Source organism: Chitinophaga hostae (assembly GCF_018224885.1).
Lineage (GTDB): Bacteria > Bacteroidota > Bacteroidia > Chitinophagales > Chitinophagaceae > Chitinophaga > Chitinophaga hostae.
This window is the reverse complement of sequence record NZ_JAGTXB010000012.1, coordinates 24,792-41,544: the sequence shown is the minus strand read 5'-3', so window position 1 is coordinate 41,544 and position 16,753 is coordinate 24,792. Positions and strand designations below refer to the sequence as shown.

Here is a 16,753-nt window from a genome sequence, read left to right as displayed (position 1 = left end):
GTTTAAATTATCATGGTGCTATTTAAAATCTCTTGATTTCGGGAACATGCTGGTTTGTTCACTCTCCCGTATTTTCTTAGGCTCACTAAAAAATGGCGTGTTCTCATCTGCGCGTGATAATGTAAGCACGGGTGGGTCTGCGGCTTTGGTTGCCGTAAGGTGTCGTAATAACTTTGAGAGATTATAACAGCTTTCTACCACTACATGGATCACCTCTCCTTCCCGTTGCAGTTTTCCCTGTACCATTAAAAGTTTGGACTGCAGTACTTCTTTCAGGTATTGGCCGAATATGTTTCTGAAAACAACCAGGTTGGCGCACCCGGTTTCATCTTCAATAGTAATAAAACAAACACCGCCGGCAGTTCCGGGTCTTTGCCGAACCAGTACCAGTCCGGCTACTTTTACGGGCATCCCGTCACAGAGATTAGTCAGCTCACTGTTAGGAACAATATGCAACATCGCCAGTTTATCCCGCACAAAGCTCACCGGGTGTGCTTTCAGTGACAATGCCATAGCGGCATAGTCATGTACCACGTGTTCGGAAGCAGACATCTGCGGCAGGGTGATGGATGTTTCGTTTACACTTTCAGCGGGTGTGCCGGTAAACAATGCAATAGGCCGGTCGTGCAATGCGGCTACTTCCCATAGTGCCTGTCGCCGGTCGAGTCCCAGTGAACGGAACGCATCTGCATCGGCCAGTTTTTCCAGGGTGGTTTGCGGCACGCCAGCTTCCCGGAGGGAGTGAATATTTGTATAGGGAGTGGTACGTGCAGTTACGAGCAGTTGTATCTCTTCTTCCCGGATCCCTTTTACCTGCCGGAATCCCAGGCGAACCGCGCAATATTTTCCTGATCGTTCTTCCAATGTGTTATCCCAGTCTGAATAATTGATATCTACCGGGCGCACGTCCACGCCATGTTTCCTGGCATCGATCACTATTTGCGCCGGTTGATAAAAGCCCATGGGCATACTGTTTAACAATGCGGTGGCAAACACGTCGGGGTAGTGACATTTGATCCAGGCAGATACATATACCAGCAAAGCGAAGCTGGCGGCATGACTTTCCGGGAAGCCATAAGAGCCAAAGCCTTCCAGTTGTTTAAACACCCTTTCTGCATAGTCAGCCTCATAGCCATTGCCTACCATGCCATCGATCAGTTTTTTCCGGAAACCGCTCACCATTCCTTTTGCTTTAAAAGTGGCCATGCTGCGACGAAGTTCGTCGGCCTCGGTAGCAGTAAATCCGGCTGCCACGATAGCGATTTTCATAGCCTGCTCCTGGAATAAGGGAACGCCCAGTGTACGACTTAAAATCTGTTCGAGCTCCGGTGAGGGATATTCCACCGGTTCTTCCTTATTCCGCCTGCGCAGGTAAGGATGCACCATATCGCCCTGTATGGGGCCGGGTCTTACGATGGCGATTTCAATCACCAGGTCATAAAAACAACTGGGTCTTAATCGTGGCAGCATGGACTGCTGTGCGCGGCTTTCTATCTGGAAAACGCCGATGGTATCGGCATGGCTGATCATTTCATATACTGCCTTATCATCCTGGGGTACATTTGCCAATGTAAGTGCGAGGCCGTGATGTTTTTTAGCGAGATCAAAAGCTTTACGGATACAGGTAAGCATGCCAAGCGCCAGTACATCTATTTTCAGGAAGCCTAATGCATCGATATCGTCTTTATTCCATTCTATGCAGGTTCTGTCTTCCATGCGTGCATTAAGGATGGGACAGAGCTCTGATAATTTTCCTTCCGTAATAACAAAGCCGCCGGTATGTTGTCCGAGTTGCCGGGGAAAACCGATGTATGCTGCTGTGAGCTGTAATACTTTTTGCAGATGTTTATCTTCCGGGTTGAGACCCTGTTCTGCAATCATCGCTTTATCAACTCCTTCATCCCTGAACTCCCACAGTGCGGAGCCGGAGAGGCATTTTATGGTATCTTCGGAAAGGCCCATGGCCTTGCCCACATCGCGAACGGCGCCGCGGTGATGCTGCTGGGTTACGGTGGCTACAATCGCTGCCCGATCCCGTCCGTATTTCCGGTAAATGTATTGAATTACTTCCTCTCTCCGTTCATGTTCAAAATCGACATCAATATCCGGTGGTTCATCACGGGCAGCAGAAAGGAAGCGTTCAAAGAGCAGGTCGAACTTTACCGGGTCAATGGAGGTGATGCCCAAACAATAGCATACCGTAGAATTAGCTGCGGAGCCCCTTCCCTGGCATAATATCTCCTGTGACCTGGCATAGCGTACAATATCATGTACAGTCAGAAAATAGGCCGCATAATTCTTTTCTTCGATGAATGCCAGTTCATGATTGATCGTCTTTATTGCTTTTTCAGAAATCGCTTCCCCGAACTGTTGTTTTGCACCTTCCCATACCAGCATGGTTAATTCTTCCTGCGGGCTACGGCCTTCCGTTGTTATTTCCCGGGGATAAACATACTGCAGCATATTCAGCGAAAACTCACAGGCATCGGCGATTTCGGTGGTACGCCGGATGGCGTCCGGGTATTGTCTGAATAAACGCTGCATTTCCGCGATCGGTTTCAGGTGTCTTTCCGCATTGGGATGCAGCCGGAAGCCGGCGTTATGAATAGTGCATTTTTCGCGGATACAGGTTAAGATATCCTGTAGTTGCCGGCGGGCCAGGTTATGATAATGCACATCATTGGTGGCCACCATCGGGATGTTCAGCTGTTCTGCCAGTTCAGCAATTCTGAATAATTTTTTCCCGTCATCCCCCAGGTAGGATTTGCTGGCGGCCAGGTATAGTTGTGTACCCAGTGCTTCCCGGTATTCTGCCACGGTATTTTTAAATGCCGGCTCAAAATCAAATGCGGCGTTTAAGGCATCCGGTGGCACTACGATAAATTTAATGTCTTTTGCATGCTGGTACACGTCTGCTTTATAGAGGTGGCAATCTCCTTTTTCCGCGCGGAGGTTACCTGTGGTGAGCAAACCGGAAAGACGGCCATAAGCTTCTTTATTGACAGGATAAGCCAGCAGGCTGGGCCCATCGAGCAGGTCGAGGCGACAGGCAGGAATAATACTGATATCTTTATTTTTTGCGGCAGCATGTGCACGTACGATACCTGCTAATGTATTTCGGTCTGTTATCGCGATCTTCTTATACCCGTACAGTAGTGCCTGTTCTACCAGTTCTTCAGGATGTGAAGCGCCGCGCAGAAAGCTAAAGTTGCTGGTCACCTGTAATTCAACATAACTCATAGCACATCTGTTTAGGCAAAAAAACCATGAATAAACCAGCGGTAGTTATCCTCATCATAATGCCCGGATCTGAAAAGCCAGTACCGTTGCCCGGCTTCATCTTCCACCGCATAATAGTCCCGGTGCAGGCCTTCATCCAGCCACCATTCCCGTTCTATACGCTCGGGGCCATCTGCTTTTTTGATGCGGTGCAGTTTCCCCTGGTAGCGGAAAAGCATAGGCGGATAATCCGGTATAGGCGCACTGACTTCTATAGGCTCGGGTACGGGCAACAGTTGCATGGGCCGGGGTTTTTCGTTACGCCATGCTGTGGTTGTTTTCTCCTGCAGGCATGCAGCTGCTTTAAAGGAACGTTCCGGCCAGTAATGTTGCTCCGGCAGGTAGCGGCGAATAGCGTTGGCGCCTATTTTATTGGTCAGCCGGTCTACCAGTTCTGCAAAAGAAATGCTGTCCATCCTGCAACCGCTGGTCCACAGCGTTTCCTGGGCTGCTGCCACATCATCCGCTTTGGTGGCTTCCAGTACAAACAGTTCAATGCCCAAAGCCGGTTCAATGCTGCGCAGCTTGTCTTCAAACAACCGGAATAGATGTACTTCGTTATGAGAAGCGCGGTTGGTGCCGATGCTTACTTCTTCCACTTTACCATCTACCCGGTAGGCTTTCAGCAATGCTGTACGAAAACCTTTACCTTCCTGTTGCAGTCGTTTACAAAGTGTTTCCAGCAAACGTTGCAGCGCAATTTCAATACCTGTAGCTGTTAATATAGGCTCCAGGCAAGGCAGTCTTTCCTGGTATGGCGGAATCACTTCAATTGGCAGGATCATTTCTTCTTCCCTGCCTAAGGCCTGGTCGAGGCGGTTGAGCAAAGCGGGGCCAAAACGCCGGCGCAGCGCGGAACGCGGCATGGCGGCAAAGCTGCTGACCTGGTGCAGTCCCAGCTTTTGTAATAAACTGAGTACCTGCATTTCAAGACGGAGGGCGGCCGGTGGTAAAGACAATATCACGGCGGTTTGTTCCTCGCTGCCAACAACGGCGCCTGTTTTACCATATCTTGCGATAGCCCATGCAGCACCGATGCTGTCTGCCATGGCAGCGCCTACGCCATAACCAAAGGCATTCAGCCTGGCGATAATTTCCTGTAAGTAAGGCAATTCTCCGCCCCATAAATGAGCACAACCGGTTACATCCAGGAGCAGGCCGTCGGGCAAATCCACTGCGGCCGAAGGGGTATAGCGGATGGTCCATTTTCCTAATCCAAGCAACAGTTTCTGCGCCAGTTCCGGCTGGTCGTCAAATACCTGCAAACCAGGCACCATCGCCCTGGCATCAGCCAGCGCCATGCCTGTTTCCAGGCCCTGTGCCTGCGCAGCCGCACTCACCGCAGTGATCAGCATACGACCATGATCGGGTGCAGCTATTACGAAGGGCTGATTTTTAAGTGCAGGCTGGCGGATGATGAACCAATCCGTAATAAGATGCCGAAACCATATGGCCACAAACCGCTTCCTCATATTACCCAATTTTTCTTTCGGCAATGAGTGGCTGTAATACCACTTCGGTTGTAATCGTATTAAACCGGCCATCCAGCCATTCGAGCTGCCAGGTACCCGGCTGACCGTTGCGCACCTTTGTTAACGTTACAGCCCACCTCGGCGCACCGATACCTGGCATACCATTACTCAATTGACTGGGCAGCGGGCTGATTTTCCAGCGTGCCGCCGCTGCAATAGCGTTGTTATCCCGCGGATGCTGACGGATAATAAAGCCCGTCACCCTGCTTTTTTCTACGGCCAGTTGCAGGCGACGGGAAGTAGTAAAATCTATATCATTCAGTTCTCCTATAACAGCAGATATCCCCTCGCACTTCAATGCTTCCTCCATGGTCCAGAGTACTTCCTTTTTCCGCTGCAGGTCTACAAATAACACCTGGTCCGGTTCTATCCCAAAATTTTTTAATGCCGGCGGAAAAAGCGTTCTTGCAGTGCTGATCCACACACATACGCCGCCCTGCTGCATCAGTGTGGAAAGCAAACCAGCAATAAAGCCTCCGGTGGCGGCTGTACTTTCTATGGCATTACTTTGAAATTCATGTATAGTGCCGGTGGGAAAAACAGCATTTGGGAAGGCCGCATTTACTGCTCCCAGGTTAACACTCACTGTAGCCGCAGATGGCGGCCTGCATCCCTGCAAAAGCAGCATATCCTTTTTCAACTGTGCTATAATCTCACTTTTCTCACTTAACATAACAGGATATTTAAATGCTAATATTTTTAGCAAAAATACTAAATTTATTGACATTTACCTGAAAATCCGGAAAGAAAAAAAGGGAAAATTTATCGTCAGCTACTGCCTGAAAATCAGGCAGTAGCTCTTTTACGAAAACTGCAAAACAGGAAGTTTTGTACTGTATTGAAGGGCGTGGTATGGTTTTCGGTGATACAACGAATCTTTTCAAACGACTGTTCCAGCTGCGTTACCAGCTCCTGCTCCGTATACTTCCGGATAGTTAGTCCGCTGCATTTGTCAGGTCCCTTATCTGAAAAAGTACCAATGGCCATATAACCATCAACAGCAGCAGCGGCAATAGCCAGGTAGGTATCAATTTGTTCCGGCTGCGTCAGAAAATGAAAGGTGGCCCTGTCGTGCCAAACAGTATACTTCCGTGAAGGCCGGAAAGCGGTAATATCCTGCACCAGCCAGGTTACTCCGGCTGCTTTATCACCCAGCCTTTTTTTAGCGCGTTCCAACGCCGCTTCAGAAATATCCAGCACTGTAATATCAGTATACCCCTGCTCCAGCAGGTAATCCACCAACCGGCTCTCGCCTCCGCCTATATCAATAATAGCCGCATCCCGGGGTATATCAAAACTATTTATAAAATCAAGTGAGGCAGCAGGCATGTCCTGCGTCCAGCTCATTTCATCCGAATTTTTATGGAGATAAATATGTTCCCAATGTTCCTTGTTACTGCTCATAACACAATATTAAGTGATTAGCCATATTCCATCTTCAATATTTATTAAATGCAACATTGTTGCATTTAATAAATATTGCCTATCTTTGCCCTGATAATTTAAATAGCATGTATGGAAATAAGCAACCCGGCTGAATTTAAACACCACTACCTCACCCAAAACAGCGCCTGTGATACGGGTGTAATCCCTGAAGAGGAAACAACCGCCAGTTTCCTCGAAGTAACCAGCCTGGAAACATTAAGATCCCGGCACAAACACGCATCCTTTGATACCACTAAAAGAAATTTCTATACGATTGTATTCATCACCTCCGGAAGTATAACCGAAACAATCAACGACAGTACCTATACATTTAAATCCGGCACATTGTATTTTATCGGCGAAAACCAATGGCATAGCATCCACCAATGGAGCAACGATATCAAAGGATACCACTGCATTTTTGACGCCGATTATTTCCTATTATGTCTCAAGAACCAGGTAAAGCTCAATGAATTTCCTTTTTTTCAACCGGAGGCAAAACCATTTATACAACTTTCCGGCCCCGCCAGGCCCCAGCTGCAGCAGCTGTTCGAAAAAATGAGCGTGGAGTATGCGGCGCGAAAAAGTCATAACGACGATCTCCTGGTGCGCTTATACCTGAACATTCTCTTTATTGAAGCAGAAAGAATACATCAGCAGCAACACCCCAAAGCAGCTGCCATCGTACCGCGACGGGAGAAACTGGCTACCGGTTTCAGGAAACTGGTAGCGAAGCATTATGTGGAATACAAGCAGGTAACAGATTACGCCCGCATGTTGTATGTAAACGCCCATTATCTGAATGATACAGTGAAAGAATTAACCGGCAGACCCGCCAGTAAATTCATTTACGATCAACTGGTGCTCGGCGCCAAAGCGCAACTTATACAAACCGATGATCCCGTTTCCGAAGTAGCCGCCACGCTTAACTTTACAGACCAGTCCTATTTCTGCCGCTTCTTTAAAAAGCATACCGGCGTTACTCCCCGGCAATTCAGACAACAACACCAGCACAATTCTTAACACCGTTACGCTGATTATTCCCTTATCTGCATAATGTCACATTATTCCTACGATAAGTAAAACAATGCTCTCCTCCGCTGCCCGTAATTTTGTAACAGGTAATTGCCACCTCTGAAAGACAGGCAAACATTTTAAGCGTAAAAACTAATATATACTAATGAAAGATTTCTTTTTAAACAACATCTATCCGGATGTTCATTATCTTTTTTATGCCGTATTTGGCGCACTCGGTTACGTATTATTACAGTCCCTCTTTATTCTCGGTGTACGCATTGCCGCAAAAGGCGTCACGGAAAAAATGCCTGATGGCAAAGATGATGATAGCGAGATGATACTATTCCCGGTATTCAAATACCTGCATCAGTCCACCAAAAGATCCGTATATTTTGAAGGCGATCAATTTGAAAATCTTATCCGCAGATTACGGATACTGTTGCCGGGCTTCGACCTGCAGGTAAGCGGTAACGCCCTGAGACTGGACAGGCAGGATCCCCGGCGCGTAGCCATCTTACAGGCGTTAAACAATACCTTATCCCAGGTAGATAACCAGGTACAGGTAGCTATTGACGACGAAGGGGTACGCTTTTACAAAGTGTATGAAAAATTCAGGTTTAACAAATACTTGAGAAAGCCGGTGATCGGATGCCCTATCTGCATGGCTTCCTACTGGAGTACGTTTAGTTATTGGATACCGGTTATTTACCTGTTTGGTTTTAACTTTTGGGTGTTATACCTTGGTGTGATCAATATCTGCGCTGTGGCCTGTTCTAACTGGCTGCTCTTCAGCCGTGGCAAATAACGATGCAAAAACAAACCCTCCGGTATCGGGCCGGAGGGTTGCTTATCAAAAAATATCTGCACTATAGTTAAGGGGTTTTCTTTCCTTCTTTTTCTGCTCTGAAATTACCATCGGGTTGCATCGATATTAAAGCAATCACCTTCCCACCTGCATCCTTTACAAATTTCAACTTATATCCTTTCAGGCCTTTCAAACCGAATGTTTCCTCATCAATAGCTTCCAGTGTATATGGCGGTTGACCGGCAACACTTAGCGTTAGAACCCTGGCATCAGAAAGTTTAATCACCGCATCCATGGAAGCAATCCGGTAGGTACCTGTAAACTGTTCCAACGCTGCCGCAGCTATAGCTACAGCCGGTTGTATCCGTTCAAATATCACCGGGTCGCCGGACGGATCATAGAAGAAACTAAGGCGGTCAATATCTCCTGAATTATTCATCAGGAACTGCAACCTCATATTGGACTTGTATTTTACATCGATTACTGTATCCGCTGCATCAAAGGGAGAGAAAATGTTATAGTCTTCATGATACAGGTACCATTTCGTATCCGGGAATGTAGCAAACAGCGAATCCTTTTTAATGGAAATATCAAAATTACCATAGGCTTCATTTTTAAATACCCCTGCAAATGCTGACAGCGGATGCGTAGCAGGATGGGCTTTAAATGAAGAATCCCTTACCGGTTCACTATCATCGGGTTTCTCCGCCGATTTCTTTGTCTTCACTTCCGGCACACCAAAAAGCCGGTTAGATATCGCATCAATTACCCTGGAAGGAATATGGGAATTAGTCTGGTTGCTGAGCACCACCACCCCTATACTATCAGTCGGATAAAAAGTAGTTAAGGCGGTAAAACCATCTACATTACCGCCATGTTCTACCCGGTAATGCCCGTGGTAGGAAGACATCATCCAGCCAAAGCCGTAGTTGCCAAACTGTTCCTCCGGCTTATCCTTTCCGGGAATTCCCTTTTCCATAATCATTTGCGAGGAGATCGCCTCATTTGCATAATCAGCAGGTATAATTTCCTGTTGATGATAACGGCCTCCATAGATCCAGGTAACCAACCATTTCGACATATCCGTTACCGTGCTGTTGATAGCGCCGGCGGGCCCCATTGCTACAATGGGATGGTATTTTCTTTCTTCGATCTCCATTTTATCGTTTACCCCGTAACCCCGTGATGGCTCGGCGGCCGCGGCCAGTGCAATGGTACCGATGGACGACTCGCTCATCTCCATCGGCTGCAGGAGTTGACTGGTGATGTTCTGCTCCCAGGATTTGCCGGTTAAGCGTTCCACTACCATTCCCTGTACCATAAACATAAAGTTATTGTATTGCCAGCGGGCACGTAAAGGAGCAGTAGGCTTCATATAGTGCATCCGCGCCAGCAACGTATCGCGGGAGCTAGTCGCAAACAGGTACCAGGCCAGGTCGTAGCGGGAAAAACCGGTACGATGACACATCATATCACGCAGGGTGATCTGTGTATTGAGCGCGGGATCTGAAAAGTCCAATGCGGGGATATAGGTAACAGCAGGTTTGTCGAAATCCACTTTTCCCTCTTTACGCAGGTTGCCCAGTAAGGCGCTGGTAAATGCTTTGGTGCAGGAGCCGATGGCAAACTGCGTATGCGGGGTGACAGGCAACTGACGTGCATAATCGCGGTAGCCAAAACCTTTTGAGAAGATTACTTTGTCTTTCTGCACTACGGCTACGGCAAAACCGGCGCCGTGGGCATCACGGAGAATTTCCGATAAAGTGGCATCTATTTTTTCCAGTTTGTTGTTGGAAGTCTGGGCGGTGGCTCCTATGGCCATTATATTCAGGCAAAACAGGCTGCTAAGCCATCTGCGGTGTAAGGATTGTATCATCGGGCTAATTTACCAGGCCTAAGTTTACGGCAAATTACCGGATTAAGCAAACAGCGTATCCGGAATTTTCTGTGAAGACGATTCTGGCGCAATACACCACCCTTATTGTCTCTTTCACCCACCATAAAACCAGTGATTATATGTTAGGTTTGTTTGTATAAAAAACGATTATGATGCTACAACATAAAAATGCCATCGTATATGGAGCAAGTGATTCTCTTGGCGGCGCTGTTGCCCATGCATTTGCCCGCGCGGGCGCCCGGGTATTTGTGACTGGCCGCCGGATGGAGCCGGTACAAAAAGTGGCAGCAGATATTGTTGCAGCCGGCGGCATTGCGGAAGCTGCCATCGTAGATGCGCTGGATCCTGAGGCTGTGGAGGCACATCTCCGCCAGGTAGTAGATAATGCAGGATCGGTAGACATTTCCTTCAACCTGATTGGTGTGGAAGTGCAACAAAATATCCCGCTGATAGACATGACCCTGGATGATTTTGTAGTACCGGTAAAAACGTACATGGAAACACATTTTATCACTGCCACGGCTGCGGGCCGGCAAATGGTAAAGCAACGCTCAGGAGTTATTTTGTCGCTGACCGCTACACCAGGTGGCATAGGATACCCGCTGGTGGGCGGTTTTGGTCCCTCCTGCTGTGCGATAGAAAGTTTTTCGCGCGGACTGGCATCAGAACTGGGACCATATGGCGTCCGGGTAGTCAACATCCGATCTGCCGGTTCACCCGACTCACATCCTTTCCTGGATGCCATCAACTCCAATGCACCGGAAGTACCGCTATTCCTCGACAAGTTAAAAAACGATACGATGCTCAAAACACTTCCTGCTATGGCCGACATCGCCAACACGGCTGTGTTCCTGTCGTCAGAGATGGCTGGAAAAATAACCGGTATTACGCTGGACGTTACTGCCGGCACCACGGCTGCATTGAATTACAACATGATGACCATTCCTCTGAAATAAGGCGCTGCTTAAAGTAAGCGCGCCCTTTTTTCTGCCGTTGGCTAATGCCCTAGAATACAATACCTGCCACAAACAGGCTGGCATTTACGGGCTTGTCGCCAAAACTCACCTGCCCGTCTGTTTCCACCTGGCTGGGATACCGGTACTTATATCCGCGGTAGATATAGGAAACAAAAACGCCTACTTTAGCAAAATGCCAGGCCACGCCTGCGCCAACACCATAAAAGTATTTCCCTGATTCATTAAACGTGATCTGTTGTTGTCCGCCGGCGGCAGCATTCACCTCCGCGGTACGGCTTACATTGTACGCATTCCTCCCAAACTGCCCCGTGATCCAGGGTTCAATATTCTCAAAGCGATGTTTGATCTTAAGATCCGCAAACACAGGGATCAGCACATGATCGCTGTAGGAGGTTATTTCCACCCCAGGCCCTACTGCGATAGTATTATGCAGCAACGATACATTTCCAATAACACCTCCGCCCCCTGTACCATCGTGCACCATGCCGTATACATAACCACTCAGCAGCTTGTTGCTTTGCGCAGCGCTGAAAAGCGGCAGGATCAATAAAAAAAATAGTATCTTTTTCATATCAGCTTATATTTTCTGTTTACCTTGGATGCTACAATGGTAACATCCCGCTTCCGGATATTGTTGCGGAAGTCCTTGTTTCATCCGTTTAAATGACAACATGCTCAAAAAAAATTTCACTTTCACCTGGCTGATCCTTTCTGTGATTGTTTGCTGTGTCGTTACCGGCATCTCCTATCATGATGGCATGGCGTATGATGGCGCTACCGTTATGGGCTTTCCTTTTCAGTTCTATAATCAACATGCTGGTTTCAATATCAACAGCCAGTCAATGCAAACAAACACCCGCTTCAAATGGCTGCTCCTCGTAGCAGATATGTTGCTGATATTTGTCTTTACCTATATCATCTTAAGATTACTGCAATACTTCCGGAAGTAGTATCTCCGGTACATAACCCGCGCGAAAGGTATTTACAATTGACAGCGGCGTTAATACCTTCACCGTTTCTTCCGGCGGCGGCAGCGCTTCCCGGGCGGTATAACCGGCAGGCGACCAGGCATACATCGCGGGTTTCACTATCACATACGGTTGATCATGGTATACAATGAAGCTTCCATCCGGTAAGTTACCAACACCATCCATATAACTAACTTTATTTCCCTGTGGGTCTATTCTTTCCTGCTGCAATATTTTATCTATTTCCTTTATCGACGCTGAGTCATCAAAGCCGTAAGCTGCATTCCCTTTTAGCCAACAGGATTTAAAGCGATCATAATCCTTTCTGCGACATTCAAAACATAGGCGGTGACCGGCGGAAAAGGCAGTAGCTTCATCCATAAAAAATAGCTCCGTATAACGACGTGGAGTCATCACCGTTCGTTTCCAGTTTTTAAACTGCAGCAAGCAGGTAATCCACGCGATCGTTTTATAAGTCCGCCGGATCTGTTGCTGATCGTCGTGTAAAACGCCGCGATTGCCCATCCAGGCGCCGCGTGCGCTGGTTTTGATGATTTGGCCAAATGGGTTTACCCTGTTTTGTAACATGGGAGTAGTTGTTTTGGGAGATGGGTGATGAATATCATCGTTAAAATCTTGATATCATTACGCAAATATCGGTTAACTATAAAGATGTGTCACCGGAAATAATTTTTTGTAAGGAGTACTTTCCAATTAATTATTCCTGTAAATTTGTGCGATTGTTTAACCTGAAAACTATTTGTTATACCTTAAAAACTTCATCCAAATACCCATGATCCAATATCCCTATAGCCGTTCCTTTTACCTATCATGTAAATATGGCTCTCCGCAGAACATATATGCACTTGAAAACTTGCCGGTAAGATTCTTAGCTGTCTCAACTCCATTCCCGGTATAGATATACTAGGCAGGAACAAGTTTGTTCCTTTTCTATCTGAATTAAATAAATAATAACATATAATGAGAATCTATTTTACCCTACCTGTATTGTTGTTGTTTTTACTGTTTTGTTTACCCGGGTTTGTTTCTGCACAGGATATACAGCATGATCTGAATGTAAATATTGCCCGGGCCGAATTCAAAGCCAGGCAAGTAATACCTCCGAGTCCCGAAGCTTCCGAGTTGGGGAAATATGGTAATTTACCAATGAATCTCTTTACCGGTACGCCTAATATCAACATTCCCCTGTACGAACTTAAAGGACAAAGTCTTTCTTTGCCAATTTCGCTCAGTTTTAACGCGACCGGGTTTAAGCCCGAGGAACTGGCCTCCTGGGTCGGGCAAAACTGGTCGTTAAATGCCGGAGGCGTGGTTACCCGCGCTGTAATGGGGAATCCGGATAACGACAATAACTACTATAGGAATGATTCTACACTTGGCATTCCACCGCTCAATGATCTTTTCGCCCTCTTTGATTACCAGCGGAGTACACAAGTGGCGGAGAAAGATGCACAACCTGATTATTACTATTACAACTTCGGGAATAATTCAGGAAAATACCTGATCCGGCCCAATGGTGTGGTGCTCAAAAAAACAAAAAACAACCTGGCCATTAACCATAATGACCGTACCTCCCCCACTATTACCGATGAACAGGGAAATGTTTATACTTTCTCTGACGAGGAAACCACCCGGATGGTATTAAATGATGACGCTGAACCGGAAGGTCCTACCGTACTGAGTTATACGTTTCCGTCCAGTTGGTTCCTGTCTGCTGTCACCTCTGCTGACGGCAATGAGCAATTGACTTTTGAATATTATAGCACCACTGGCGAACAACCCGTTTACCAGAACATTTTACAGAATGAATCAGTTACTTATACCGTTACCACCAGGGGGGCACAAGTAACAAAAAGTACCGAGAGCTATAAAGCTGTTCCTCCCGAGATACATATACTACGGAAATTCCTGAAACGTATCAGCCTTATCCGCAAAGGGCAGGTAGTTGCTTACGCAGATATCATCTCCTCGAATACAAGAAGTGATGCCAGCTTCCCGGAGGACCGGCTGGTACAGGGCATCAATATTTACAACAACGTAAATAACAATAGTATTCTGATCAAAAAATACATTTTCTATAGCGGATACTTTACCAATCCCGGTAACCAATTATCAAAGAACAGGCTCCGGCTGGACAGCTTAAAGGAAATAGCGGTAAGTGGAACAGCGACTGTTCCTCCTTATGAATTTAGCTATAACCAGGATTATCAGATGCCCGACATTTCCACCGGTGGCATTGATCACTGGGGGTTTTATAACGGATACGGCAATAATAGCCTGGTGCCTAACAGACCATATGGCGAAGTAACGGTTGGAAAAGGTGCAAATCGCACGCCATCCAACGCAGCCAAATTTGGATTGCTGACAAAAATAAAATATCCAACCGGAGGATTTACTGTTTTTGAGTATGAAGGTAACAAGGCAACTACTACTTCCGCGGATCTCCCGTCAGGAGACATTGGCGGACTGAGGATAAAATCGATGACCGACATGCCAACCGCCAATAGCAAAGCAGTTACCAGGACCTACGAGTATCTTTCTTCCGATGGAAGCTCCAGCGGCCGCGTCAGCCCGCGATTCCCGGATTATACCAAAACAACCGGTTATATAGATTATGAACTCTCCGTTGGGCACACTGAAACGGCATCGTCAGGTAAATTCACTGTTTCGGCCACCTCTATTTTTGGATTGGGAACGGTACAGGGCAGTCATATCGGTTATGAAACCGTGACGGAATATGTCACCGATCCGGTAAGTAGTCAGTCTTTAGGGAAAACGGTATACGAATATCATATTGGAAACTGGTTTTTTGATGATATCAGCAGCGGCGACCTGGAACGGAAGTCGATATATGACAACAGCGGGAAACTATTACAGGAAACGACGAACAGCTACAATTATACCGATGTGGAGTGGCTGGATATGCTCAAAACAACACCATCATCGGCACAGTCCAGCAAAACAATTTATTGTAAAAAAGTAAATCCCAACGGCGGCTATACCTATCAACGCTATTCGCCTTCAGAAACTGTTACAGGCTGTGTCGCCACCCGCAATTACAGCATTGATCTGCTGGCGGGTTTAACACAGTTCCCTTGCCAGGCAAAGGACCTCGCACTGGTAACAGTGAAGGAATTTGATAAGACAACCAACGCTTATATCACTACTTCTACCCGGAATACTTACACGAGCCTCAAACATACCTATCCTTCCCTTATAGAACAGCTGACCACCAGTGGAGATAAGGCATTTACCCAGAAAAAGTATGCGGCAGACTACGTAATTCCAGGCACCGCAGACATCATTTCGAAGGGTATTGGTTTGCTACAATCTAAAAATATCAATGGTGCAGAAATTGAATCTGCTCAATACCGGCAAAATGCTGATGGCAGCAATACCCGGTACCTGAGTGGCAGCTACACCGTATATTCAAATATTATCCCTGCTCCGTTATCGTTATTCCGTCTTGAAACCGCTACTCCTTTAACTAACTTCCAGGAAACAAAGGTGAGTGCTGCCGGTGTGTTTTCTGCAGACAGCCGGTATAAACCGATGGCTACGTTTAAATACAATACTTCCGGTAACCTGACTGAACAGACTAAAACGGATGATATTACCACAAGTTATATATGGGATTATAAATCACTATTTCCTGTAGCAGAAGTATCCAACGCGGATACTAACGTAATCGCCTACACTGGCTTTGAAACAGACGCCAATCCCGATGCATACTGGACTGTAACGGGAGGCGCTAAGGATACCGTCAATGCCTTCACTGGCGCAAGGTCTTATAATCTTAAAACCGGTGGGCTGATCAGCAAAATAAACAGTATCGCTATCACCAGGCCATTGATGGTCACTTACTGGTCCAGAAATGGGGCTATTACCGTTACACAAAACGCCGGTACAGCCATCCCTGTAAAAGTCACTGGCCCCACCTTTAATGGCTGGACATTGTATAAACACCTTTTACCCGCGGGAACCCAGCAGGTGAAATTAACTGCTGCCAACGCAACCATTGACGAACTGAGGTTATACCCTGCCGATGCCCAGATGCAAACGTACTCTTATGCTCCATTTGTTGGTCTTACCAGTAAAACCGGTCCCGCTGATCTTAGCAGTTATTTTGAGTATGATGGTTTGGGGAGACTGGTAAATGCGAAAGACTTCAAAGGGCAGATTGTTCAAAACTACCGGTACAACTATGGACCGGGCCTGGCAATGACAGCGCCCGATACATCGCTTTACTATAACGCCGCATTGCAGGCTAATTTCACCAGGGCTTCCTGCGACAGTGGGGAAGCAGGCATCATCACTTATTCGGTTCCTTATGGCAGATACTCTTCAGCCATCAGCCAGGCAGATGCAAATGCAAAGGCCCAACAGGATCTTAATACTAACGGACAGGCATATGCCAATGCCAATGCGCCGTGCTGGTTTTACAATGTGAGGGTGTCGAGAGTGTTTACCAAGACTGATTGCCCTCCGGACAGAGGTGATGGATTACCATATGACTACATTGTTGAAGCCAGGAAGCACCGCAGCACCATAAGTCAGGCGTCGGCCAATTACCTGGCCCAGCAGGATATTCTCAATAATGGTCAGTGGGAAGCCAATGCTCATGGTCATTGCTTTTGTGAAGGACTGCATACAAAGATTATAAAAGGCATCTGCGAAACAGGGGTCAAACAATATGTTTCGTCATTGCCAGATCCGCAGGGAGGTTATAAGTGTCTGTTTGTTTATATATGGAGTGACGGCAGCCATACTGAAACCTATTCAGAACGTCAACCATCTCCATGCCCTATCGATTAATCCATTCAAATAGTTTC

At 46.9% G+C, this 16,753-nt stretch carries 12 protein-coding genes; 5 read left to right on the top strand and 7 right to left on the bottom strand.

Annotation, left to right across the window (positions count from 1 at the left end; genetic code table 11):
• Positions 1-18: 18 nt before the first annotated feature.
• The 4 genes from KE626_RS22205 to KE626_RS22190 all read right to left on the bottom strand — a co-directional run bounded on the left by KE626_RS22205 (position 19) and on the right by KE626_RS22190 (position 6,215).
• Entirely contained in the window at positions 19-3,240 is a 3,222-nt protein-coding gene (locus KE626_RS22205; RefSeq protein ID WP_211975196.1) for an error-prone DNA polymerase, read from the bottom strand.
• An 11-nt stretch (positions 3,241-3,251) separates the two neighbouring features.
• A complete protein-coding gene (locus KE626_RS22200) occupies positions 3,252-4,751 on the bottom strand; it encodes a Y-family DNA polymerase (RefSeq protein ID WP_211975195.1) in 1,500 nt (499 codons plus the stop codon).
• Position 4,752: 1 nt separating this feature from the next.
• Positions 4,753-5,484, bottom strand: coding sequence for an ImuA family protein (locus KE626_RS22195; RefSeq protein WP_211975194.1), 732 nt, complete (start codon positions 5,482-5,484; stop codon positions 4,753-4,755).
• A 113-nt stretch (positions 5,485-5,597) separates the two neighbouring features.
• On the bottom strand, positions 5,598-6,215 hold the full coding sequence (locus tag KE626_RS22190; protein WP_211975193.1) for a class I SAM-dependent methyltransferase: 618 nt from the start codon (positions 6,213-6,215) through the stop codon (positions 5,598-5,600).
• Positions 6,216-6,326: 111 nt separating this feature from the next.
• On the opposite strand from KE626_RS22190, the gene KE626_RS22185 reads away from it, so the two are divergent.
• Positions 6,327-7,259, top strand: a complete 933-nt coding sequence (locus KE626_RS22185; RefSeq protein ID WP_211975192.1) for a helix-turn-helix transcriptional regulator — start codon at positions 6,327-6,329, stop codon at positions 7,257-7,259.
• Between the two features lie 157 nt (positions 7,260-7,416).
• The gene (locus KE626_RS22180; RefSeq protein ID WP_211975191.1) at positions 7,417-8,058 is read left to right on the top strand and encodes a hypothetical protein; all 642 of its coding nucleotides are present in this window, start codon (positions 7,417-7,419) and stop codon (positions 8,056-8,058) included.
• A 67-nt stretch (positions 8,059-8,125) separates the two neighbouring features.
• Here the strand turns inward: KE626_RS22180 and KE626_RS22175 are convergent, their stop codons facing one another.
• Positions 8,126-9,934, bottom strand: coding sequence for a serine hydrolase (locus tag KE626_RS22175; protein WP_211975190.1), 1,809 nt, complete (start codon positions 9,932-9,934; stop codon positions 8,126-8,128).
• A 170-nt stretch (positions 9,935-10,104) separates the two neighbouring features.
• Here KE626_RS22175 and KE626_RS22170 point away from each other — a divergent pair, with 170 nt between their 5' ends.
• The gene (locus KE626_RS22170; RefSeq protein WP_211975189.1) at positions 10,105-10,911 is read left to right on the top strand and encodes an SDR family NAD(P)-dependent oxidoreductase; all 807 of its coding nucleotides are present in this window, start codon (positions 10,105-10,107) and stop codon (positions 10,909-10,911) included.
• Positions 10,912-10,960: 49 nt separating this feature from the next.
• Here KE626_RS22170 and KE626_RS22165 read toward each other — a convergent pair whose 3' ends face one another.
• Complete coding sequence (locus KE626_RS22165) at positions 10,961-11,503, bottom strand: hypothetical protein (RefSeq protein ID WP_211975188.1); 543 nt, start codon at positions 11,501-11,503, stop codon at positions 10,961-10,963.
• Between the two features lie 100 nt (positions 11,504-11,603).
• On the opposite strand from KE626_RS22165, the gene KE626_RS22160 reads away from it, so the two are divergent.
• Positions 11,604-11,882 carry a hypothetical protein gene (locus KE626_RS22160; RefSeq protein WP_211975187.1) on the top strand — a complete coding sequence of 93 codons (279 nt, stop codon included), beginning with the start codon at positions 11,604-11,606 and terminating at the stop codon, positions 11,880-11,882.
• Here the strand turns inward: KE626_RS22160 and KE626_RS22155 are convergent.
• On the bottom strand, positions 11,859-12,488 hold the full coding sequence (locus tag KE626_RS22155; protein ID WP_211975186.1) for a hypothetical protein: 630 nt from the start codon (positions 12,486-12,488) through the stop codon (positions 11,859-11,861). The two genes, KE626_RS22160 and KE626_RS22155, sit on opposite strands and share 24 nt — an antisense overlap.
• A 393-nt stretch (positions 12,489-12,881) precedes the next feature.
• Between KE626_RS22155 and KE626_RS22150 the strand changes: the two genes are divergently transcribed.
• Positions 12,882-16,736, top strand: a complete 3,855-nt coding sequence (locus tag KE626_RS22150; RefSeq protein WP_211975185.1) for a DUF5977 domain-containing protein — start codon at positions 12,882-12,884, stop codon at positions 16,734-16,736.
• Positions 16,737-16,753: the final 17 nt, after the last annotated feature.

Coding starts and splice junctions, on each gene's coding strand:
- KE626_RS22165 (WP_211975188.1), bottom strand. CDS start 11,503: ATGAAAAAGATACTATTTTTTTTATTGATCCTGCCGCTTTTCAGCGCT.
- KE626_RS22185 (WP_211975192.1), top strand. CDS start 6,327: ATGGAAATAAGCAACCCGGCTGAATTTAAACACCACTACCTCACCCAA.
- KE626_RS22150 (WP_211975185.1), top strand. CDS start 12,882: ATGAGAATCTATTTTACCCTACCTGTATTGTTGTTGTTTTTACTGTTT.
- KE626_RS22200 (WP_211975195.1), bottom strand. CDS start 4,751: ATGAGGAAGCGGTTTGTGGCCATATGGTTTCGGCATCTTATTACGGAT.
- KE626_RS22160 (WP_211975187.1), top strand. CDS start 11,604: ATGCTCAAAAAAAATTTCACTTTCACCTGGCTGATCCTTTCTGTGATT.
- KE626_RS22195 (WP_211975194.1), bottom strand. CDS start 5,484: ATGTTAAGTGAGAAAAGTGAGATTATAGCACAGTTGAAAAAGGATATG.
- KE626_RS22205 (WP_211975196.1), bottom strand. CDS start 3,240: ATGAGTTATGTTGAATTACAGGTGACCAGCAACTTTAGCTTTCTGCGC.
- KE626_RS22175 (WP_211975190.1), bottom strand. CDS start 9,934: ATGATACAATCCTTACACCGCAGATGGCTTAGCAGCCTGTTTTGCCTG.
- KE626_RS22170 (WP_211975189.1), top strand. CDS start 10,105: ATGATGCTACAACATAAAAATGCCATCGTATATGGAGCAAGTGATTCT.
- KE626_RS22180 (WP_211975191.1), top strand. CDS start 7,417: ATGAAAGATTTCTTTTTAAACAACATCTATCCGGATGTTCATTATCTT.
- KE626_RS22155 (WP_211975186.1), bottom strand. CDS start 12,488: ATGTTACAAAACAGGGTAAACCCATTTGGCCAAATCATCAAAACCAGC.
- KE626_RS22190 (WP_211975193.1), bottom strand. CDS start 6,215: ATGAGCAGTAACAAGGAACATTGGGAACATATTTATCTCCATAAAAAT.